Origin of the sequence: Flavobacterium sp., from assembly GCF_004295795.1 — a bacterium.
Taxonomy (GTDB): Bacteria; Bacteroidota; Bacteroidia; order Flavobacteriales; family Flavobacteriaceae; genus Flavobacterium.
Map to the genome: position 1 here is coordinate 373,626 of NZ_SEBR01000004.1, position 22,986 is coordinate 396,611.

The following is a 22,986-nucleotide window of genomic DNA, read 5'->3' on the forward strand; positions in this document are numbered from 1 at the left end:
ATTATCGTTTGGAACGCCTTATATTTAGCAGACCAAACCGATGTTATGAAACACCTTTACTTCGTCCTTTTCGGATGTTTTGCGCTGTCCGCACAAGCCCAGATCATCAATTTTCCCGATCCCGATTTCAAGGCGGCAGTGCTCAACGATTCCTGGAACGACGCCGATGGAGACGGTGAAATCAGCCAACAGGAAGCGGCGAATGTCGCCGAACTGATACTCAACGGAGCCGCGATCGACAATCTGGAAGGCTTGCAGTATTTTACAGGACTTTCCAATTTTTACCTTTACAACAGCAGCGTCACCGGTTTTGTTTTGCCGCCATCGACGAACTACAATGATGTCTACGTAGGCAATAATCCGCTTCTTACAAACGCTGCGTTTGGGATAAACGGAATGATCAACTATTTTACGTTCAACGACAACGACGCCTTTACGAACCTGAACCTTCCCGGTGTCACCTCGACGAATACTACGTTCTCGATATCCGGAAACGGGCTACTGGCAACGGTGAACTTGCCGGCCATGACGCACGTAGGAAATGACTTCACCATATCTGACAATCCTGCGCTGGGTTCGATCAATTTCCCTGTCTTACAGTCGTCGAGCGCGTCGATTTTCGATATTAAAAACAATTCGAGCCTATCGACACTCGACCTAAGCGAAAAAACGTTCCTGTTCCTGACAGTGGAAAATAACGGGCTTACATCGGTCAACCTGAACAATCTGACTTGTGACTTCGGATTTTCGCTTGCGAACAACCAACTCGAATCGCTCGACCTTTCTTCCTTTTCGATTTCTTACGCCACTTTGGTCGATCTGTCAGGGAACAATTATGACGATGCCTCAGACTTACAGCTATACGGACCCTGGGCAACGGAAGGCGTCGGCGGCACCGCTAATCTGAAAATAAACAATACGCAACTTACATCTTTGTCTTTTGGGGCGCAGCTCAGATTGAGTACTTTGACGGTCAACGACAACCTGCTTCTTGAAACGATAAATTTCAGGAACGGGAAATTCGAGACTTGCCAAGGCGGATATTGTGCGATCCAAAGTCTGTCGTTCAGCAACAATCCGGCGTTGAATTTGGTTTGCACCGATGCTTTCGAAGGCTATGCGCTCGAACAGGCCAATTACGTAAGTGGCCCAGATTGGGTGCATCAGCATATCGACCCCAATGTCGCCGTTAGTGTCAACTGTTTTTACGATCCGCCGGGAACTTTCAATTCAGCCTCAGGTTTGGTGCGATACGATCTCGACGGAAATGGCTGTTCGGCCTCGGATCCATTATTGCCTTTCGTTCCTGTGGCGACTTCCGATTCCCAGGTTACGCAGAATACGGCTTACGCGAACGGCCTCGGCGGCTATTACGCCACGACTTCGGGAGCGACGCTGACCTTGACGCCGTCGGTCAATACCGACTATTTCACGGTTTCACCGGCATCGGCCAACCTGACTTTCACGGGATTCGGAAGTTCACAAACCGCAGATTTTTGCGTCTCGGCCAACGGATCGCACCACGATCTGGCGATAGACGTGATTTCGATGGACGTCGCAATTGCCGGTTTCGACACCAAATACCGAATCATTTATCGCAACCAAGGCACGACTACGCAAGCCGGAACGGTTGCCGCAAATTTCTGGACCACTCAGGAATTCCTAAGCGCTTCGGTTTCGCCAACGAGTCAAACCGCTGGAAATCTCACTTGGGATTTCACCGATCTGAAGCCTTTCGAGACGCGAATCATAGATGTGACGCTTAACATAAACGGTCCGACGGATACGCCACCGATAAACTCCGGAAACACGGTCAGCCTATCAGCATCGGTCACGGCAGCGGCAGACGAAACGATGTCTGACAATAACGACACTTGCTTAAAAGCTGTGGCGAATTCGTTCGATCCCAACGACAAACAAGTTTCCCAAGGTGACATCGTCTTGCTAGGGCAAACGCTCACCGACGGCCTCACCTACACGATCCGTTTCCAGAATACGGGAACTGCAAACGCCCAAAGCGTCGTGATTACCGACTTTATCAACGGTGATTTCAACCTTGCGTCCATACGACCGATCGCTTCGAGCCATGCGTTCAAGATGAGACGGAAAGACAATTTGGTGGAATTCTGGTTCGAGGAAATCGATCTGCCTTATGAATCCGCCAACGAACCCGCCAGCCATGGCTTTGTGACTTATACCGTAAAGTCAAATCAGGCTTTCGATTTGTTTTCGGTTTACGAAAATACGGCCAACATCTACTTCGATTACAACCTTCCGATCGTGACCAATACGACGCAAACCACTGTCGTCGAACTCGGAACGCCCGACAATGCGGTTTCGAGATTCAAGGTGTATCCGAATCCGGCCAGCAATCTTGTAAACGTGAGTTCCCAAGATGGATCTGACGTGAAAGCCGTGATCTACAACCTTTCGGGACAATTGCTTTTGAAAACCGAATCGGCTCCTAATCCTGTCATCGACGTCTCGAAACTTTCGGTGGGAACGTATCTCCTCAAGCTTTCATCGGCCAACGGAAGCCAAACCCAAAAGCTCATCCGATACTGATACTACACGGATTGCATCCAACACAAAACCCGCTTCGAACAGCGGGTTTCTTTGTTTTTAGAGGTTCATCACCAAGGAATTTCACCCGTTTCAGGATTCGCTTCCTCGCTGAAAAATTTGCCGGTCGGGCCGTTTTCGTCCAACAAAGCATATTTCGAGATCCTTTTTCCGGCAACTTCCAGCTCACCGCCGACGTGGTTCGTAAAATCAGTACTCGTGTAGCCGGGACAAACTGCGTTCACCTTGATTTTTGTGTCTTTGAGCTCGTAAGCCAAGTGAACCGTGTACATGTTCAAAGCCGATTTGGACGAGGAATAAGCCGCCAAAACTTTATAGTCGTAAGCGGCATAATCCGGATCGCTGGCCAAGGTTAGCGAGCCCATATTCGAACTCACGTTGACGATTCGCGCCGCATCGGATGCCTTAAGCAAATCCAGAAATGCCGTCGTAGCGCGGATTGCGCCGTATAAATTGGTTTCAAAAACGCTTTTGAAGTTTTCGATAGTCGCCTCGGACGGACTTTGCGCTATGCCACTGATTCCTGCGTTGTTGACCAAAACATCCAACACATCTGTTTTTTGGCCGATCTCGGACTTGGCTTTCTCGACGGAAGCTTCGCTGGTTACGTCAAGTTGTATCGATTCGATATTCGCCAAGCCTTGTGATTTCAGTTCTTCGACCGCTTTTCGCCCGTTTTCAGGATTGCGGCTTGCGAGATAGACGTAAAATCCCTGCCGCAACAATTGTTTGGCGGTTTCTAGTCCGATGCCTTTGTTGGCGCCGGTTATCAATGCTTTTTTCATTTTTTTACGATTTTTTGTTCGCCAGCAAAGTTCTTATCCAAAAAAACGAAAAGGTTTACCATTTGGTAAAAAGCGTTTTCAGCCGATGTTTTTCCGTATCCGACTAAGGGATTGTTGCGTCACGCCAAGATAAGATGCGATATGGACCAATGGAACCTGGTTGACCAACGACGGATAATTTTTGAGAAATTCGAGATAACGACTTGTCGCATCGTGTGAAATCACCGGGCCTTTGCGCGATTTCTGGTACATGCAAAGTTGTACCATCTTGTTTTTCATGTTGTCCCAACCTGCAATCGAGCGCGAAAGTTCGTCCCAATCTTGCTTCGCGAATGTGATAAGTTCGCAATCTGTGGCCGCCTGGATGTTTTCTGTTGAAACCAAACCCGATTCGAAATTCGGATAATCGACCACGAGATTGTCTTCTGGAATGAAACAGCGCGTGATTTCTTGTCCGTGCTTGTCGTAATAACAACCTCGCATGACGCCTTTAACTACAAAACCTACCTGTTTTGGAATTTGTCCGGCCTGGGAAAAATAGTTGTCTTTTTTAAGTTGGATTTGTTCCGACTTCGCGATAATCAAATCAAGCTGCAGTTTGTTCAGATTCCCGAACTGCAGCACGAACGCGATAAACTTTTCCATATCGGCAATTTAGTTGGTGCAATGACCGAATTGAGTACGATCAGCAAAATCGGCAGCAAAACAAAACCCGCCGGTAAAAAGCGGGCTCGAAGTTAAACGGTTTTGAGATTGAGCTTACTGTTTTTGCGGCTGAATCCGAAGTAAATCGATAGTCCGATGAGAAGCCAGATCGAGAAATAAAGCCAGTTCCAGACCGAAAGTTCGGCCATCATGTACAAACAGGAAATCAGGCCAAGCATCGGGATAAGCGACAATTTCTGGCGGAAAGCCCAGATCGCCAATCCGACGAGCACTACGAAAAAGATCCACATCGGGATTTTGTGCTTGAAAAGATCGAATCCTGACTCGTATTTGATTTGCTCACGCACTGGAAGTTCGTTCACCAAAGAAATATACTGGCTTTCGTCGTTTTTGGAAATCGCCGATAGATTGGCCTCGAGATCAGTTCCCGAAGTAAGTTTCGACTCGTGTTCCTGTTTGAGGAATTGAGCCGAAGCCGCCACTTCTTCTTTGGTCATCGAAGTCACGAGCGTCTTGGAATCGTTCATTTTGGCCTCGTTGGTAATGAAAGCCATCGTCTGTTTGCTGTTGTAAGTGAACGCGAAAATCAGTCCGGCGACAAGCGCGAGCGGCACGATGAACTGCGAATTCACATAAGGGATGCGGAATTTTCCCCTTGGAATATCGGTGCGGTTCTGGAGCGTCAGAACGCCGGCGCAAACCAGTACGAAAGCGAAAAGCGTTCCTATCGAACACAAATCTGTGACCATCGTCAAATTCAGGAAAAGCGCCGGAACAGCGACCACGAATCCTGTAACGATCGTGGCATAAGATGGCGTCTTGAACTTCGGATGCACTCGCGAGTACCTTTTCGGAAGCAGTCCGTCGCGACTCATGCTCATCCAGATACGGGGTTGTCCCATCTGAAAGACCAAAAGAACGCTTGCCATGGCGACAACGGCGCTTACCGCGATGATTCCGGACATCCATTTCAGATCGAGTTTGTCGAACACGAACGCAAGCGGATCGCCCACGTTGAGTTCGCTGTATTTCACCATTCCGGTCAGGACCAAAGCGATGATCACGTACAATATAGTACAGATTATGATTGCCCACATCATGCCTTTCGGAAGGTCTTTTTGTGGATTTTTGCACTCTTCGGCCGTGGTGGAAATGGCGTCGAATCCGATATAAGCGAAGAAAACCGCCGACACGCCTTTGAGCACGCCCGCCACTCCGTTTGGCGCAAAAGGATCCCAATTGTCAGTATCGACATAGAAAACACCTACGGCGATCACCAAAAGGATGATGCAAAGTTTTACGGCAACCATCAAATTGCTCGCGTTTCTCGATTCTTTCATGCCGCGATAAACCAATGCCGTGATGATGATGATGATCAGAAGCGCGGGGAAATCGGCGACAAAATGGAAGCTTCCGATTGTTGGCGAAGTCGTCCAGGCTGTGTAAGCGTGTTGTACCGATGCGTCGAGGTCGGCGAAAGCTTTCCCGCTCTCGATCAATTTCGTGGCGTCGGCAAATCCGTTCGAGGCCGTCAGATAGTCCATCTGCATCCATTGCGGCAGATTGATTCCGCCCGAATCGAGCAGGCTCGTGAAGTAATCGCTCCAGGAAATGGCTACGGTTATGTTTCCAATGGCATATTCCATGATCAATGCCCAACCGATTATCCACGCGATGATTTCCCCGAAAGCGACATACGAATACGTGTAAGCGCTTCCCGAAACCGGCACCATCGAGGCGAATTCCGCGTAAGCGAACGCTGCAAAACCGCAGGCCAGCGCCGTGAAGATGAATAGGAAAATTACGGCCGGACCGCCGTCTGAGCTGGCTTTTCCGATTGTACTGAAAATTCCGGCTCCGATGATTGCTGCAATCCCGAAGGCTGTCAGGTCGCGTGCCGTGAGGTGTTTGCCCAATGCCGCGTGCCCGTCGGCCTCGTTGTTCTCTACCTGACGCAGAATGTCACTGACGCTTTTTTTTCGGAATAAATCTTGAAATGCCATGTTTTGTTGGTGAAAGGATTGAAAATTTTCAACGGCGCAAAATAAGGTTTTTTGAAAAACTTCGGGCCAAAATTACGAGGCTCGTAATTCGCCTGCCAATATTTTGAAGCATTCCCATATTCCCGACAACAATAGCCGAAACTTATTCCGAAATCAAATCTAATAATGATTTTTGATAGAAATTTCGTGCATACGGAACCTATTTTTGCGGCATAAAAATAACTTTTAAAGCCAAATAATTATGTCATTCGTAGGTAAAAAATTTCCAAGCATCGCTGTAGACGCCATTTCTGAAATGGGCGACAACCTAAAGATCAACATCTTCGAGGAAGCCGTGAACAACAATAAAAAGGTATTGCTTTTCTGGTATCCGAAAGACTTTACTTTCGTTTGCCCGACAGAATTGCACGCTTTCCAGGCTGCGTTGCCGGAATTCGAAAGCCGCAACACAATCGTGATCGGAGCTTCTTGCGACACGAATGAAGTACACTTTGCCTGGTTGAACACACCAAAGAACAACGGCGGAATCGAAGGCGTGACTTATCCGATCCTTGCCGACACGAACCGCAACCTGGCCAACATCCTTGGAATTCTCGACATCGAGTCATCGCGTTACGACGAAGAAAACGACACACTTTTGGTAGAAGGCTCGAACGTGACTTACCGCGCGACTTACCTTATCGACGAAACCGGAAAAGTTTTCCACGAAAGCGTAAATGACATGCCACTTGGCCGCAATGTAGCCGAATACCTTCGTTTGGTCGACGCTTACACACACGTTCAGACAAAAGGCGAAGTTTGTCCTGCGAACTGGGAAGAAGGAAAAGAGGCGATGAGCGCTACTCGTGAAGGAGTCGCAAGCTACTTGAATAATTAATTAAAATTCCAAGTCTCAAATTCCAAATTCCAAAGCTGTGCCGAAGTAGCACCGAAGTAATACCGAAATTACACTAAGTTACATTGGATGCGTGCTGAATTGCCACAGATTCCGGCTCGGTGAAAGCATAGCAAAATCGCGAAGCGATTGCAGCTAATAGGTTTCAAAATTGGAATTTGGGATTTGGAATTTGGGATTTTCAAACAAAATCCATGGTTTTAGAACTCACAACAGACACACTATCAGACGTAATCTCCCAAAACGAGAAAGTCGTCGTCCAATATTCAGCCTCATGGTGCGGGAATTGCCGAATCATGAAGCCCAAGTTCAAGAAATTCGCATCGGAGAACGAGAACGTGACTTTCGTGATCGTCGACGCGGAAAATTCACCCGAATCACGCAAACTCGCCAACGTTTCGAACCTTCCCACATTCGCGTCTTTCAAAGGCGGAAAGTTGGTTGGCGAAACCCAGACGAACAAAGCCGAGGTTTTGGGCGAACTCGTATCCGAAATCTCCGCCAACTGATGAAACTTCCTGTAATCAAACACCTTACGGAATTCATCGAACAGAACGATCAGGATTACGTGATCGAAGCCGTCGAAGTACTCGAGGCGTTAACCGAAGTTCCATCGCTTAAGGACGAAGAACTCGACGTGATTGGCGAACTGATCTCGAACATGTACGGTGCGCTCGAAGTCGCCAAAATGGTAAAATCGGGAACACCCAAAAAAGAAGCCCTGAATGCGTTCATGCAACGCGTGCTGGGCTCTATCGACAAGTAAATTCGTGAAAGGTCAAGCGATCGACCTGCGAATTGCGATAAGCATTATTTATTACATTGATTGGTTGAAACGTCTTCGGTTTTCCGAGGGCGTTTTCTGTTATAGACAAACGCTGCGACTACCAACGCTTCTGCCATTCGTCGGCTTCTGCCACTGCTACTTCTACTTCTTCTGCTATTTTTTCTGCCACTGCTAGTTCTTCTGCCACTGCTACTTCTTCTGCTACTGCTACTGCAACTGCAACTGCCACTAAAACCGTTTCCCCGATTTTGTTTATTACTTTCTTCAAAACTTCTGTTTCGCCCACAATCCCAAGCCTCAAACCTTTTCTATATTGCATGAAATTTGGAACCGATGAATTTGCGTTTTTTACTTCCGATGCTTGCCATTTCAACGATTTGCCTGGCTCAGGACAAAATTCTGACGCGATATAACGCGACGATTTCTGCCGAGATCACAGGCGAAGGAACGGCCACGGTAAACTACAGGAAAACAGATGTTCCGGGAAATTCCTACGTGATCGACAAAGGCGACATCAAGGAAATCCAGTTCGGGGACGGACGCAAATCCGAATTCCCGACAGACATTTTCGAGAAACTCACGATCGCCGAAACCGAAGCCCGGATAACCAAGATCATCTCGGAAAAAGCGGTCGACAACGCTAAAGACCTGACGGCCATAAAAGCAGCCTTCGTGCAAGGAAAACTCGTCGTTTCCGGCGGAACGGTCAACGAGGGCGCTTACGATTTCAAGGACGTGAAATCCTTTCCGCCCGTCGGGAAAAAAGAAGGCGATCGCGCCAATGTGAGCGTTTGGCTTATGGGCGCCGATAAAGTCACGTCGTCCAAGTTCGAAAAACGGCGTTTGATCCTGCTTGTGCAAGGGCAAGACGCGGCGTTTGAACTCTACAATCTTATGAAACACTTAAATAACGCGCTCAAAGCCCAGAAATAACTGCCGAAGCCTGACTTCCGCGGCATTTTTCTTAATTTTGGTGCCATAAAACAAACACTATGTCAACAGTTACTTTGGGCGGAAACGCCATCCATACCAACGGCGAACTTCCAAAAAAAGGAGAAACTGCCAAAGATTTCGAGCTTTCGAAAGACGATCTTTCCACTGCGACCTTGGCCGATTACGCGGGCAAGAATGTGGTACTCAATATTTTCCCGAGCATCGATACGCCAACCTGCGCAACTTCGGTAAGGACTTTCAACCAAAAAGCCTCGGAACTCGAAGGCACGGTAATCCTCAATATTTCACGCGACTTGCCGTTTGCACAGAAGCGTTTCTGTGGAGCCGAAGGAATCGACAACGCCTATTGCCTGTCCGATTTCAAGACCGGACAGTTCGGGAAAGACTACGGACTCGAGATCGAGGACGGAAAATTCGCAGGTTTGCACTCCCGCGCGGTCGTCGTGATCGACAAGGAAGGAAAAGTGGCTTACAGCGAACAAGTGGCCGAAATCGCCAACGAACCCAATTACGAAGCCGCTCTAGCTGCGCTGTAATGGAATTCGAAAGAGACAAGACGTTCTTAAGCGGACGACTCAAAAGCGTCAAATTCGCCTTTTTGGGTGCCGTGAAACTCATCACGACCGAACACAGCGTGATGGTGCAGTTCTCGATTGGGATCGCCATGACGATTGCGGGTTTCCTAATGCACATCTCACCTACCGAATGGATTTTGCAGACATTCGCCATCGGATTGGTCATGAGTATAGAAGGACTGAACACGGCCGTGGAAAAAATCGCCGATTTCGTACATCCGCAGTTTCATGAAAAAATCGGTTTCATCAAGGATATCGCCGCCGGAGCCGTATTTTTCGCCGCAATGACAGCCATTGCCGTCGGAGCGCTGATCTACATACCAAAATTCATTTAGAACCATAAATGGCAAAGACAAAAAAGACCGAATCCAAAGCGGAAGAAAACAAGGATCCGAAGAAAAGACGCCGCATTTCCAGACGAAACGAGATTTTGATCGGATCGTTTTTGGTGCTTGTCTCGATAGCGCTTCTGCTGTCGTTCATCTCGTTTTTCATCTATTGGAGAGAAGACCAAAGCACGCTTGTCTCGTTGGCCGATCGCAGTTTGAAGGCCAGAAACTGGCTCGGTAAATTTGGCGCCTGGCTCGCCGACCTTTTTATTTTCAAAGGCTTCGGAGCCGCGTCTTTCCTGTTTGTCAAGCTGTTTTTCCTCACCGGATCGTTTTTGGTTCTGGACGTGCCTTTGCGAAAACTCAAGAACATCTGGTTCTGGGATCTGTTCGCGTTGGTGGTTTTGTCAGTTTTGTTCGGTTTTTTTGCCGATTCATTGCCCGAACTCGGTGGAACGGTCGGATACGAAATGAACATCTTCCTTCAGGATTACATCGGAAGTACCGGAACTTTCCTGGTGCTTGCCTTCGGAATCATCATTTACCTGATCTACAAAATCAAGGTTTCCCCGGACAAGATCAAGAGTTTCTTCGAACGCCGCAAGAGTGAGCTTGACGCCGAACTGGCAAAAATGAAAACTCCTGCACCGGTTGCCGAGAACGGAAACGCCTACAATCTCGAGGAATTTGCGGTGGAAGAAAGTCCGAGGCAAGACCTGAAATTCAATCCTTTTCCAGAAGAAGACGACGAGGAAATTCCCGAACCTGTGCTCAAAGTCGCCTCCAAGTTCGAGATCGACAAAGATGCGTTGCGTCCTACGATCGAGCATTCGTCCGAAATTTCGCTCTCTACGACCGAAACCAAGCACGAAGCCGCTTTCAATCCGCTTCCTACGCCTGTTGCCGCTCCGCACATCATCACCACTGACGATGAAGCTTTCGTGATCGAGCAAGCGCCGGAAGAAGACATTGTCGAGGAAAACCTGGCCGCGCGTCTCGTGGAAGATTTCGGGCTTTTCGATCCGACCTTGGAGCTTTCCAATTATAAGTTTCCGACGATCGACATGCTCAAAGACTACGCTGGCGGCGGAATCACGATCAATCAGGAAGAGCTCGAGGAAAACAAGAACCGCATTGTCGAAACGCTTCGGAACTATAAAATCGACATTGCGCAGATCAAGGCGACCGTCGGCCCGTCGGTTACACTTTACGAAATCGTGCCCGAAGCCGGAATCCGCATTTCAAAAATCAAGAGTCTCGAGGACGACATCGCACTTTCGCTTTCGGCTCTCGGAATCCGTATCATCGCGCCGATTCCCGGAAAAGGGACAATCGGAATCGAGGTTCCGAACCAGAAACCTACGATCGTCTCGATGAAAAACGTGATAGGATCGGCCAAATTCCAGGAAGCCGAAATGGAACTCCCGATTGCGCTTGGACGCACGATCTCGAACGAGACTTTCGTTGCCGATTTGGCCAAAATGCCGCACTTGCTCATGGCGGGCGCGACCGGACAAGGAAAATCTGTCGGACTGAACGCGGTCCTGACTTCGCTTCTTTACAAGAAACATCCGGCCGAGGTCAAATTCGTGCTGGTCGATCCGAAGAAAGTCGAACTGACGCTTTTCAACAAGATCGAACGCCATTACCTGGCCAAACTTCCCGATACCGAGGACGCGATCATCACGGACAACACCAAAGTTATCCATACGCTGAACTCGCTTTGCGTGGAAATGGACAACCGTTATTCGCTTTTGAAGGACGCGATGGTTCGGAACATAAAAGAATACAACGACAAGTTCAAGAGCCGAAAACTCAATCCTGAAGCCGGACACCGCTTTTTGCCTTACATCGTGTTGGTCGTCGACGAGTTCGCCGATTTGATCATGACGGCCGGAAAAGAAGTCGAAACACCTATCGCGCGTTTGGCCCAACTTGCGCGTGCCATCGGGATTCACTTGATCATCGCTACACAACGTCCGTCGGTGAACGTGATTACTGGAATCATCAAGGCCAACTTTCCGGCCAGGATCGCTTTCCGCGTGACGTCCAAAATCGATTCGCGTACGATTCTCGATACGCAAGGCGCCGACCAATTGATAGGACGAGGCGATTTGCTTTTCTCTAACGGAAACGATGTGACACGTGTGCAATGTGCGTTTGTAGACACGCCCGAAGTAGAAAAAATCACCGAATTCATCGGCTCGCAAAAAGCCTATCCGAGCGCTTATCTATTGCCTGAATACGTTCCGGAAGGCGAAGTTGGCACGAATCTTGAGTATGACATTTCCGAACGAGATGCTCTTTTCAGGGATGCAGCCGAAGTAATCGTAACTTCGCAACAAGGTTCGGCCTCGCTTTTGCAGCGAAAACTCAAATTGGGTTACAACCGCGCCGGACGTCTTATCGACCAACTCGAAGCCGCCGGAATCGTCGGGCCATTCGAGGGCAGTAAAGCAAGAGGCGTAAATATCCCGGATTTGCAGGCACTTGACCAGTTTTTCGCAAACGAACAAAATGAATAAGATGAAAAAATTACTCCAGATTACTTTCTTCCTTTTGATGGCTTTCTCGAGCCAGGCTCAGGACAAAAAGGCGAAAGCACTCCTGGACGAAGTCACGGCAAAAGTCAAGAGTTACGACAACATTACCATCGACTTCAAGTATTCGCTCAACAATGCCAAAGAAAAAGTTAACCAGGAAAGCAAGGGCAGCGTCGTGATGCAAGGCAATATGTACGTGCTCAATTTCATGGGCGTAACCAAGATTTTCGACGGGAAAAAGACTTACACGGTCATTCCCGAAGACGAGGAAATCACGATTTCGAAATATAGCGAAAAAGACGACAACGCCATTACGCCAAACCGCCTGCTTACGTTTTTCGGATCGGGATACAAGTATTCGTGGGACATTTCACAGAACGTCAAAGGCCGTAAAATCCAGTATATCAAGCTCACTCCTATTTCTTCCAAAGACCAGAGAAAAGAGATTTTGCTTGGCATCGACAGTCAGACCAAACACATCTACAACCTGATCGAAATGGGTAAAAACGGCACAAAGACGACACTCACTGTTAATTCTTTTAAAACCAATCAGCCGTTGTCGAAAAATCAGTTTACCTTTACCGAGAGTAAATACCCGAATTACTACATCAACAAACTAGACTGATTTCACAGGAGTGAAAATCCTTGATCGTTATATCTTAAAATCTTTTGTGATTACGTTCGCCACGGTGTTCGTAATCCTTTTTTTTATATTCATATTACAGACGGTTTGGCTCTTCATCGCCGAACTCGCCGGTAAAGACCTCGACATTTTCCTTATCGTAAAATTCCTCATGTTTGCCATGCCAAGGATCATTCCTTTGGTGTTGCCGCTTTCGGTGCTTTTGGCTTCTATCATGACCTTCGGGAGTTTTGCCGAGAATTACGAGTTCGCGGCCATGAAATCGTCCGGGATTTCGCTTCAACGTTCTATGCGAAGCCTGATCGCTTTCATCGCCGTTTTAAGTGTCGCCTCGTTCTTTTTCGCCAACAACGTCATTCCTTACGCCGAATACCAATTCATCAATTTCAGAGCCGACATCGCCAAAAAGCAACCCGCTATGGCAATTGCCGAAGGACAGTTTTCAGACATCGGAAACTACAATATAAAGGTCGACAAGAAATCGGGTGAAAAAGGCGCGCAACTTACGGGCGTGACCATTCACAGGAAATCGGTTTCGAACCAGGATGCGCCTACGGTGATACGATCTAAAACCGGAGAACTCGTCACGAGCGAAGATTCCAATGTTTTGAAACTCGTACTGAAAGACGGCGATTATTACGAAGACATGACGCCGAGCAAAATGGAAGACCGCAAGAAATTGCCGTTTGCCAAAAGTTCGTTCAAACGCTACGTGATCAACATGGATTTGAGCAAACTCAACAAGCTCGATGAATCGGATGACAAGGTCACGACAAACAGCATGCTAAACGTGTCCGAGCTCAATTACACGCTGGATTCGCTCCACAAGGATTTCGACAAGAACATCATCTCGTTCGCCGACAACATTTACCAACGCACGGGAATCGTTTCGAACGCCAACCAATTCGCGCCCAAGAACAAGATCGCAAACGACAGCACGTCGGTCAAAAAGGAACTTCCAAAAGATTTATTGTCGCAGTTTTCCTCCGATGACAAATCTGCCTTGCTCAAAATCGCTTCCTCGAATGTCGAAAGCACGAATTTCACGATCGAGAGTTCGGTTTTCGAAATGCAGGAAGGCATCAAGAACATCAACAACCACCAATTGGCGTTTTTCGACAAATTCGTGATCGCCTACGCCTGTATCCTGATGTTTTTCATCGGTGCGCCGCTTGGAGCGATCATCCGCAAAGGCGGAATCGGTTTGCCGATCGTATTCGCCATCCTGATTTTCATCACGTTCCACTTCATCAACACTTTCGGCAAGAAAATGGCCCAAAGCGATGGGATTCCGGCTTGGCTTGGCGCATGGATGTCGTCGATCGTGCTCACGCCATTTGCTGTATTACTCACGTATCGAGCCAGTAACGACATTTCGTTCACGGTGAGTTTCGACTGGATTATTGATCCGGTACAGAAAATTTTCGGAAGGAAGAAAAAAACCGTGATTGCAGTCACGCCAGACGATCATTTGGTCGATCTGAGTGCGGTCGAGATCGGAAGCGACTCCAAATCCCAGGAATTGGAACAGCTGTCAGATTCAGCACTCACGGGAATTGTCAAGAACGCACAACAATTCGGGTACACCGATACAAAAAGGATTCTCGCGCTCAAGATTCTCGAAAACCGCGGCATCTCGCAACACGATCTGATGCGCGAAGGAAACCTGTCAAATCGCAACTTCGAACGCGCAATCGAATTGTCCAAAGAATACAGAACGCTTTCGACGGTGGCGCTGATCGCCTACTTTTTACTCGCGGCCAGCGGCGGACTTTTCCAGCTTGGCGCGATTTACGGATTCATCGGGACCATTTTGGCGATCGTTTTCTTTTATGGAACGCTTTACAAGGCCGAAGAAACGCTTTCGGAAATCGGAAAAATCACCGACCAAAAGATCGCATTGAACGTTTTCCTCTCGGTCTTTCTCGGCTTCCCGTTTTACATCTTCATCTATTTCTACAACAGGGCCAAATTGAAAAGAGCGCTGTCGGAAATCAATTTCTAACTGCAATGCAAACAACCATACAACTCAACACCATCGAAGAAGCCATCGAGGACATCCGCAATGGAAAGGTCATTATTGTTGTCGACGACGAGGATCGCGAGAACGAAGGCGATTTTTTGGCTGCCGCCGAAAAGGCCACGCCCGAAATGATAAACTTCATGGCAACCCACGGCCGCGGACTCATTTGCGCGCCACTTACCGAAAGCCGATGCAAGGAACTCGACCTGCACGCGATGGTTTCCAACAACACAGACCACATGGAAACGGCCTTTACGGTTTCCGTCGACTTGAAAGGACATGGCGTGACGACCGGAATTTCAGCCGAAGACAGAGCCAAGACAGTAGTAGCTTTGACCGATCCGACAAGCAAACCATACGATTTCGCGCGTCCTGGACATATTTTTCCATTGATCGCCAAACAAGGCGGCGTTTTGAGAAGGACCGGACACACCGAAGCAGCGATTGATTTTGCAAGGCTCGCCGGATTCAAACCCGCGGGTTTCATTTGCGAAATATTGAACGAAGACGGTTCTATGGCGCGACTTCCGCAACTTTACGACATCGCCAAAAGGTTCGATCTCAAACTCGTCTCGATAGAGGATTTGGTCGCTTATCGCATGCAACACGATTCGTTGATCGTCAAGAAAGAGGATTTTGATGTGCAGACGCGTTTTGGCACCTTCCGACTTCGCGCTTACGTGCAAACCACGAACAAACAAGTCCATATCGCCCTTACGAAAGGCACCTGGAATGCGGGCGAACCGATTCTCACAAGAATCAATTCGACGCAGGTCAACAACGACATTTTGGGAACGCTCACCACAGATGCCGACCAAAAACTCGACGACATGTTCCAATTGATCAACGACGAAGGCAAAGGCGCCGTGTTGTTCATCAACCAAAATATGGAAGCCTACGGGCTCCTGAACCGCATTACCGAACTCAGGGAATTGCAGCAACAAGGCGAAATGCGCGCTCCAAAAATCGTGATCGACAACAAGGATTTCGGCATTGGCGCACAGATTCTGCACGACATCGACATCTGTAAAATCCGATTGATCTCAAAAACCGAACAATCCAAAAGAGTCGGAATGATTGGCTACGGGCTCGAAATCACCGAATACGTCGCGTTCTAGAGATTTTTGAGCAAGTGCGGTTTCTCTTTCGAGATTTTCCACAAAAGTTCCCCAAATAAAGTGTTTGCCCAAGCGAACCAAGCTCTCGTGAATTTTCGCGCGTCGTCCTTGTGGAAAGATTCGTGCATGAAACCTGTTCCGCCATGCGTGTTTTTGAGGATGTGCAGGCATTGACGTGTTTCGTCGTCGTCCACGCTCGTCAAAGCTTGCATGATAAGACTGATGTGCCAGATGTAATTCTCGGGCGTATGCGGCGCACCGATTCCTTTTCCGGCTTTCCCGACGTAATAATAAGGATTCGATCCGCTCAGGATCATTTTGCGCGTGTTGACGTAAACCGGATCGTCCACTTTGCAACTTCCAAAGTACGGCATCGACAGTAAACTCGGGGCGTTTGCGTCGTCCATATACAGTCTGTTCCCGAAACCATCGACTTCATAAGCGAAGACTTTTCCGTGTTCCGGATGATCGACGATCGCATACTTTTTCAATGCCGATTCAACTTCCGAAGCCAGTTCCAAAGCGTCGAGACTCAGGCTTTTGTCCTTGACGATCTCAAGGGCCATTTCACTGAGTTGCCGAAGCGAAACCATCGCGAAATAGTTCGACGGAATCAAGAACGGAAACACGGTAGCGTCGTCCGAAGGCCTGAACATCGAAGCGATCAATCCAACGGGTTTTATCGGAAAACCGTAACCGTCGAGCGGCGGCGTGTCGATACTTCTTGGCGACGATCGCATGAAACTGTACGGGCCTTTTCCATCCTTTCGCTGTTGCACGCGTAATGTATCGACGACGAGTTTCATCGCATGTTGCCACTCGAAACCAAACGGACTTGTGTCTTTTGTCGTTTTCCAGTAATTGTAAGATAGCCTTATCGGATAACAAAGCGAATCGATTTCCCACTTGCGCTCGTGCAATTCGGGTTTCATTTCCGTGATGTCGTCCTTCCACTCGCTTCCGGTCGCACCTTTGTTGAACGCATTGGCATAAGGATCGATCAGGATGCATTGCGTCTGACGGTTTATCACGCCCGCCAGCAGTTGTTTCAGAGTCTTGTCCTGTTTGGCCAAAGCAAGATATGGCATCACTTGGGCCGTCGAATCGCGCAACCACATCGCGTTGATGTCGCCCGTGATCACGAACGTATCCGGTTTTTTGTTCCTGATCGAAAAATCGACTGTCGTATCGAGCGTATTCGGAAAACAGTTCTCGAAAAGCCAACCCAATTCGGGATCGCGAAGACTTACCTTCATTTGCGAAATCAGTTTCTCTACGGCCGGAGAATTGAACATGCGTCGGGCTTTGGGCACGCGAACGATCGGAAAACCTTGTGCCGACGGAAGAAAGTCGTACAAATAAAGCCCGAGCGTGGCCAAAGTGGAAGTCTGGATAAACTGTCTGCGTTTCATTCCATAAATTTAAAGAAATTGGCTTCGGAAATCGGCAATAAAAAAAGCCCCCGAAAAAATCGGAGGCTTTTCCCAATAAAAATCCTGGTAGTTATCGCTTGATCACGCGAAGTGTCGTGACATTGGCGCCTTGGTTGACGACAACATTGTAAACGCCTGACGGATAATTCTCGCCAAATTGTGCAGATTCGATCGCCTCGAACGAGATTTCGCGGTTCTCGACCAGTTTTCCGATCATGTCGTAAACCTTGACCGATACTTTTTCTTCAGACGAAGAATCCATATCAAGTGCAAAACCTTGTGCATAAGGGTTAGGATAAGCCACAGCACGGAAAGCAACTTGCGGAGCGCTTGTCTCCTCGCCTTTCACGATTTCTCTCGTAACGCCGCCCGGAGCAACGATCGTACAGCTTTCGCCAAAATCAGACCATGCGCCTGCCGTCATTACTGCAACACTCACGACATAAGTCGCTCCCGGCACATAACCCGCGACGTTGTTGAAAGTGAAATAGTTTTGCGAACGCGTCACGAAAACCGTCTCGAAAGTCGAAAGGTTCGTGAGCTGGAATTGGTAGGAAGTCACGCGGTTCAAGCTCGTCGTCGCCACTACAGATCCCGCATTTGCGATCGTCGCGCCACAGTTCGTGAGTTGTGGCACCGTTGGAGCCGTAACCGAACAAGGTTGTCCGTAACCGGAGAAGCTTCCGCTTGTTTTTACCGAAACCTCGATGGCGTAAGTTCTTCCATAAAGGTAATTGTTGAGCATTGTAAGGGCGAACCAGTTCGTGCTTCTCTCCAAAACCTGTTGTTGGTTCGTGGCAGTATCAGTAATCCTGAAACGGTAAGCTGTCACGTTTGGCAAACTCGTCGTGGCTATAAGCGTGCTGATTGCAGGCAAAACGATGCCACATTGTGAAGGATTCACCGCAGCGGCGCCGCCTTGGTCGAGAATCGCAGGAGTCGATATCTGACAAGCCGGACCGTAATAATTCAGCCAAGTCCCGTTTCTTCTCAATTGTACCGAAACGCTGTAAGTCGCTGCATAATCGAATGTCGGAAGAAGCGAAACCTGGAAGTTCGGCGTCACGCGATCGATTGTCTGGACAGCGCCCGTAGCCACATTGACAATCCTGAATCGGTAGCCGTCAACCGGCGTTCCGAAACTCACCGCTCCAACGTAAGAAGAAATCGAGGTCAAAGTCGTTCCGCATTGTGACGGAAGCACTTGGGAGAAAATCTGGCTTCCTTCGTCGATCGTCCCGTCGCAGTCGTCGTCGATTCCGTTGAACGGAACTTCGGTCGCACCCGGATTCACCGCGGCAAGCGCATCGTTACAATCAAGGTTGTTCAACGAATAGCCGGCCGGAGGCGTATTGGCATCGACAGCGCAAACAGACACAAGCGAACCTGCACCGTATCCGTCGAAATCAGCATCCACATAAAAATCAAAATTCGGATTGATCGTAACTGTAGCCGAGCCCGAAAGCGTCCCAGCCGATTGTGAAGTCGCATCGGTAACAGAAACCAACGTATAAGTGGTCGTAGCCGATGGCGCAACGGCAATGTTCGCGCCGCTTGCGTAATTGTTCACAGTCACGTTGTTTGTCCCGTTGTTGTAAACCACAGTGTACGGAGCCGTTCCGTCGACGATAGCCACCGAGAGGTTGACCGATTGTCCAGCACAGATCGCAACCGAACCCGAAATCGCAGCCGAAGACGGACCCGGAATCTGCGTCGCCTCGATCTTCACGTTATCAAAACGCCATGTCCCGGCCGAAGCCACGCTTGCAGGCGTAGAAGTCTGTCTGAATTGACCCGAATTCTGGTAATGCGCCGCAACGATCCTCACACCGAAGTTCGGGTTGTTGTTGATTCCGGAAATCGCCGACAAATCGACGGAAATACGACGGAATTGATCCGATTGCGCGCTGTTCTCGAAACGTCCGTTGTTCAAAGTTCCAAGGCAGTACGTCGTGTTGGCTTCGGTCATCGTGAAATTCGTCCAAGCCGTTCCATTGGTCGTATATTGAAGACGCACCGTGTTTACCGAAGTACCCGAAGATCTTTGCTCCCAAGTCACTTTTATGTCTTGGTAACCCGATGTACTCGTGCTGAAACGCGCGCCACTCGACTCATTCGCCGATCCAGGATTCGCGGAGGAAATCGCCCAAGCGTTTGTGCCCGAAGTCTGAGAGCCACAACCAGTTGCCGTGTCCATTCCCGTAGCTGTTCCCGCGCCTGTCATTGATCCGACGAGAGCCGAAGTTCCGGTTCCGACGTTTGGCGTTGGCGTGGTCGTCGCGCCTTGAAGCGGTTGGTAAGTCCAGTTTGCCAAAGCCACCGGAGCGGCCAAAATGTTCGCCGTCAAACCTGTCGGTTGCGGATCGATCACGTAGTTCAGGCCGTCATTTCCGGCCAAAGTCGCAGTCGAAGTCACGGCAATGCCAGATCCGACGCCTGATTGGGCGAAAGTTCCAGTTCCTACCAAAGTCACGACATCCGGAGAAATGACGCCTGAAAGCGTTCCCGTGATTGTCGCGTCTGTCGTTCCGTCGAAGTTTTTGTCATCCGCCGAAGCGTTCAAAACCGTAACGGCTTTGGCAGTCACATCGGCAAAAACATCGGCAGGTTGTGCCAAAACGTAATTTGCTGCCTGCGCGCCAACCAAAGTGTAACCTGTAACGATCACCGTTTTTTGCGTCCCGACGTTCTTGTTGTCGAAATTCGCGACCGGAGTTCCTGAAACCGTAACGTCGTCTCCGGCGAAAACACCGTCAAGTACAGGCGTTCCCGAAACCGTGGCAGTCGTCAGACGATCGTATTGCTTGTCTTGTGCGGTCAAGCCGAAAAGATTCACCTCGAAAGCAGTGATGTCGGCGAAAAGATCGCTTGGTTGCGTTACGGAATAATTCGCTGCAGAAGCGCCTTCCAACGTAAAATTCGCGTTTACCGAAATGTCGTTCGCCACGTTGGCCGATGCGAAACTTCCGACGAAATTCGCCAAAGTCACCTCGTCGTTGTTCAAAATCCCTACAAGATTTCCACCCACGATGATTGCGGCCGTGGTCGTGTCGTAAACCTTGTTCGAAGCCACGGCATTTTCCACTGCAAGCGCTTTTGGCGTTATGTCTGCCGAAAGGTTTGTCGGTTGTGTCAACGTGTAATTCGCCACATCGGCGCCTTCTATCGTTGAATTCGATAGCACTTCGATGTTTGTTCCGACGTTTGTCGATGCGAAAATTCCGTTTCCGATGAAAGTCACGACATCCGAACCGACGATTCCCTGAAGCGTTCCTGAAATCGCTGCAGTCGAAGTCGCATCGTAAACCTTGTCTGAAGCCGACGCCAAAACCGTAAGCGCTTTAGGCAAAACAGTTAAGGTCCGGGCAACCGGAGTCGCCATATCATAAGTCAGGTCGCCGTTTTGTGTGGCAGTGATCGTCGTCGTTCCTGCGTTGTGGATCGTTACCACGTTGCCCGAAACCGTCGCGATGTTCTCATCTGAGCTCGAATAGTCCACTTGCAGACCGGAGTCTGATGTCGCAGTCAAATTGAAGTTCGCGTCTCCGTAAACCACGTCCGCCAGAGCGTTGAAAGTAATCGTCTGGTCGATCAATGCCTGACCCGAAATGTTCGCGGTCAAACCTGTCGGCTGCGTCAAAGTATAATTTGCTATGTCGCCCGAGATGAAACTAGTCGAAGTCACCGCGATGTCAAGCCCGATTTCGGGAGAAGCGAATTGTCCCTGAAGCGTCAAAGTCACCTCGTCAGGAGCGATTACGCCAGCCAAAGTGCCCGTAAGCTGAGCGTTCGTGTTGCCGTCGTAAACCTTGTTTTGGGCCACGGCGTTCTCGATCGTAAGTGTTTTGGCCGAGATTTGACCCGCAAGTCCGGACGGTTGCGTCAAAGTGTAATTGGCAGAATCCGCACCGTAAATGGTCGAAGTCGAAGTCACCGGAACGCTGTTTCCGGCAGATGCGCTCGTGAAAAACGCAGTCGCATTCAACAAGACTTCGTCAGGAGAAACGACACCCTGCAACGTGGCCGTGAAAACCGCTTCGGTCGTGCCATCATAGATTTTGTTTCCGATGGAAATCGCATCCAGAGTCAAAGCTTTCGGACTGATATCGGCAATCAGGCCTGTCGGCTGCGTAAGTGTGTAGCTCGAAGCGTGCGTTCCAGCAAGGACAAGCGCCGCTACTACCGATTTATCATCGGCTGCATTGAAATCGAGGAAATTCCCGTTTCCGGAAACCGTGATCGCGTCGCCGTTGACCAATCCGTTCGCGGTTGCGCCCGCGATCGTCGCTGTCGTTGTTCTGTCGTATATCTTGTCTTGAGCGACGGCGTTGGAAACCGTGATCGCTTTTGGAGCAACCGTACTTGAAACCACAGCTTTGTTGGCCGAAGCCGTTCCCGAGACGTGTGTGATGTTGCCTGTGCAAGTTCCGGCCAAGGTAGTTGCAGCCAGTCTTACATAGATTGTCGTGTTCGCAACAGCTCCGCTTGACGGCGTCAAAGTCTGGCTTGTCGCGTATGTTCCGGCGATTCCGTTTTTGGAAATCTCGAATCCTGTCGGAGCCGTGATCGTAAGAGTGTTCGTTCCGAGGTTCGTTCCCGAAACCGTATAAGATCTTGGCGTGGCAGAAGGCGTTCCGTAAGTCGTGTTGACCGCGGCCAAAGTTCCCGTGGTCTCGATTGTAGGATCTGTAGAACCGACTGCCGAGAATGTCAAGTCGTCAACGGCAAGTCCGTCGTCATTTCCCGGATCGTTTATGTCCGTCCAGCGGATGCAAAGATTTTGTCCGGCCGGCCAGCTGATTCCCGTTACCGTGTAAGTTTTGGTTGTTCTGCGGTTGGTCGCGTTTCCGTCAGTTGCCACATCGGCACTTGTGTTGTTCACCAAAGCCGTGAAATCGAGATTGGTTACGTTTACGAAAGTCCCGCTAGTGACAGAAGACGAATTGATCGCGTAAGCGAACGTCAACGTGTTGAATACCGCCGAGCTGTTTCCGCCATCTCTCCATTGCTCACCTGTGTAAGTGATCGTGAATTCCGTGAGGGTCGCTCCTGTATTGTTCGTGAAAACCGCTCCGTATTGCGACGTCAAACTGCCCGAAGCGTAAGAACCCAAAGCGCGTTCGTTGCTGCCGGTCGATCCGTAGAAAAACGTATCTCCTGTAGAAGAAGCACCGTTGTCGTTTCTCAGCGTCGTGTTTGAATTGGCGCCAGCTTCCACGAATTGCCATCCGGCGGGAAGCGGAGAAGTCGTAACGACAACGTTGTTGCCGGGAACCGTCGTGTAGCGGTTGTTGAAATCCTGGGTATAATTCGAGCCAGGCGTCAAGTAAGAAATTTGTGCATTGGCCGCCATCCCGAAAAGGAAAAGCGCCATGGAGCAAAACGAAAGAAACCCGCTAAGGCGTCTTTTGGACTGCATCTTGAAGGCCGCGGAAAGTGCATCCGTGAAGCTCAAGCTGCCGACCTTACCGAAATTTTGATTCGTTGAAGAATCGGGTAAAGTTGATCTCATTAATTGCGATTTATTTGTTTGAGCGTCTAAATTATCGCGTCAAAAATGCAGAATCGACAACCTAACGTTATCCCTTTGTTAACAAAAAGCGACCGTGTCATTGGTCGCTTTTTGGTGTTTTTTATCGATTTTATTTG

General features: G+C 49.2%; 16 protein-coding genes and 1 pseudogene. 11 read left to right on the top strand and 6 right to left on the bottom strand.

The window, feature by feature from the left end; translation table 11 throughout:
- The first annotated feature begins 45 nt into the window (after window positions 1-45).
- On the top strand, window positions 46-2,565 hold the full coding sequence (locus EOO49_RS05050; protein ID WP_290843357.1) for a T9SS type A sorting domain-containing protein: 2,520 nt from the start codon (window positions 46-48) through the stop codon (window positions 2,563-2,565).
- Between the two features lie 68 nt (window positions 2,566-2,633).
- Here the strand turns inward: EOO49_RS05050 and EOO49_RS05055 are convergent, their stop codons facing one another.
- The 3 genes from EOO49_RS05055 to EOO49_RS05065 form a co-directional block, all read right to left on the bottom strand.
- Window positions 2,634-3,368, bottom strand: coding sequence for an SDR family oxidoreductase (locus EOO49_RS05055; RefSeq protein ID WP_290843359.1), 735 nt, complete (start codon window positions 3,366-3,368; stop codon window positions 2,634-2,636).
- A 78-nt stretch (window positions 3,369-3,446) separates the two neighbouring features.
- The gene (locus EOO49_RS05060) at window positions 3,447-4,013 is read right to left on the bottom strand and encodes a Crp/Fnr family transcriptional regulator (protein WP_290843361.1); all 567 of its coding nucleotides are present in this window, start codon (window positions 4,011-4,013) and stop codon (window positions 3,447-3,449) included.
- A gap of 92 nt (window positions 4,014-4,105) precedes the next feature.
- A complete protein-coding gene (locus tag EOO49_RS05065) occupies window positions 4,106-6,037 on the bottom strand; it encodes an amino acid permease (protein WP_290843364.1) in 1,932 nt (643 codons plus the stop codon).
- A 241-nt stretch (window positions 6,038-6,278) separates the two neighbouring features.
- On the opposite strand from EOO49_RS05065, the gene EOO49_RS05070 reads away from it, so the two are divergent.
- From EOO49_RS05070 to EOO49_RS05080, 3 genes are all read left to right on the top strand, one after another.
- Window positions 6,279-6,914 carry a peroxiredoxin gene (locus EOO49_RS05070; RefSeq protein WP_290843365.1) on the top strand — a complete coding sequence of 212 codons (636 nt, stop codon included), beginning with the start codon at window positions 6,279-6,281 and terminating at the stop codon, window positions 6,912-6,914.
- A 212-nt stretch (window positions 6,915-7,126) separates the two neighbouring features.
- Window positions 7,127-7,441 carry a thioredoxin family protein gene (locus EOO49_RS05075; protein WP_290843367.1) on the top strand — a complete coding sequence of 105 codons (315 nt, stop codon included), beginning with the start codon at window positions 7,127-7,129 and terminating at the stop codon, window positions 7,439-7,441.
- Window positions 7,441-7,698, top strand: coding sequence for a hypothetical protein (locus EOO49_RS05080; protein ID WP_290843369.1), 258 nt, complete (start codon window positions 7,441-7,443; stop codon window positions 7,696-7,698). Before EOO49_RS05075 ends, EOO49_RS05080 begins: the two co-directional genes overlap by 1 nt.
- A gap of 118 nt (window positions 7,699-7,816) precedes the next feature.
- Here the strand turns inward: EOO49_RS05080 and EOO49_RS05085 are convergent, their stop codons facing one another.
- Window positions 7,817-7,987 (bottom strand): hypothetical protein, encoded by a 171-nt coding sequence (locus tag EOO49_RS05085; protein WP_290843371.1) that lies wholly within the window; start codon window positions 7,985-7,987, stop codon window positions 7,817-7,819.
- Between the two features lie 65 nt (window positions 7,988-8,052).
- On the opposite strand from EOO49_RS05085, the gene EOO49_RS05090 reads away from it, so the two are divergent.
- The 7 genes and pseudogenes from EOO49_RS05090 (at window position 8,053) to ribB (ending at window position 15,904) form a co-directional block, all read left to right on the top strand.
- Window positions 8,053-8,652: a hypothetical protein gene (locus EOO49_RS05090; protein WP_290843373.1), complete on the top strand. Its 600-nt coding sequence runs from the start codon at window positions 8,053-8,055 to the stop codon at window positions 8,650-8,652.
- A gap of 59 nt (window positions 8,653-8,711) precedes the next feature.
- Entirely contained in the window at window positions 8,712-9,209 is a 498-nt protein-coding gene (gene tpx, locus EOO49_RS05095) for a thiol peroxidase (RefSeq protein WP_290843375.1), read from the top strand.
- The gene (locus tag EOO49_RS05100; RefSeq protein ID WP_290843377.1) at window positions 9,209-9,583 is read left to right on the top strand and encodes a diacylglycerol kinase family protein; all 375 of its coding nucleotides are present in this window, start codon (window positions 9,209-9,211) and stop codon (window positions 9,581-9,583) included. Before tpx ends, EOO49_RS05100 begins: the two co-directional genes overlap by 1 nt.
- A gap of 8 nt (window positions 9,584-9,591) precedes the next feature.
- Entirely contained in the window at window positions 9,592-12,102 is a 2,511-nt protein-coding gene (locus tag EOO49_RS05105) for a DNA translocase FtsK (protein ID WP_290843379.1), read from the top strand.
- 1 nt (window position 12,103) lies between these two features.
- Window positions 12,104-12,745 carry an outer membrane lipoprotein carrier protein LolA gene (locus tag EOO49_RS05110; RefSeq protein WP_290843381.1) on the top strand — a complete coding sequence of 214 codons (642 nt, stop codon included), beginning with the start codon at window positions 12,104-12,106 and terminating at the stop codon, window positions 12,743-12,745.
- 10 nt (window positions 12,746-12,755) lie between these two features.
- A pseudogene (locus EOO49_RS05115) lies at window positions 12,756-14,189 on the top strand (LptF/LptG family permease); the annotation flags it as partial.
- Between the two features lie 584 nt (window positions 14,190-14,773).
- Window positions 14,774-15,904 (top strand): 3,4-dihydroxy-2-butanone-4-phosphate synthase, encoded by a 1,131-nt coding sequence (gene ribB, locus EOO49_RS05120; protein ID WP_290843383.1) that lies wholly within the window; start codon window positions 14,774-14,776, stop codon window positions 15,902-15,904.
- On the opposite strand, the gene EOO49_RS05125 is transcribed toward ribB, so the two are convergent.
- Window positions 15,901-17,316, bottom strand: coding sequence for a glycoside hydrolase family 125 protein (locus EOO49_RS05125; RefSeq protein WP_290843385.1), 1,416 nt, complete (start codon window positions 17,314-17,316; stop codon window positions 15,901-15,903). The two genes, ribB and EOO49_RS05125, sit on opposite strands and share 4 nt — an antisense overlap.
- Window positions 17,317-17,407: 91 nt before the next feature.
- Window positions 17,408-22,849 carry a YDG domain-containing protein gene (locus tag EOO49_RS05130; RefSeq protein WP_290843386.1) on the bottom strand — a complete coding sequence of 1,814 codons (5,442 nt, stop codon included), beginning with the start codon at window positions 22,847-22,849 and terminating at the stop codon, window positions 17,408-17,410.
- Window positions 22,850-22,986 lie beyond the last annotated feature (137 nt).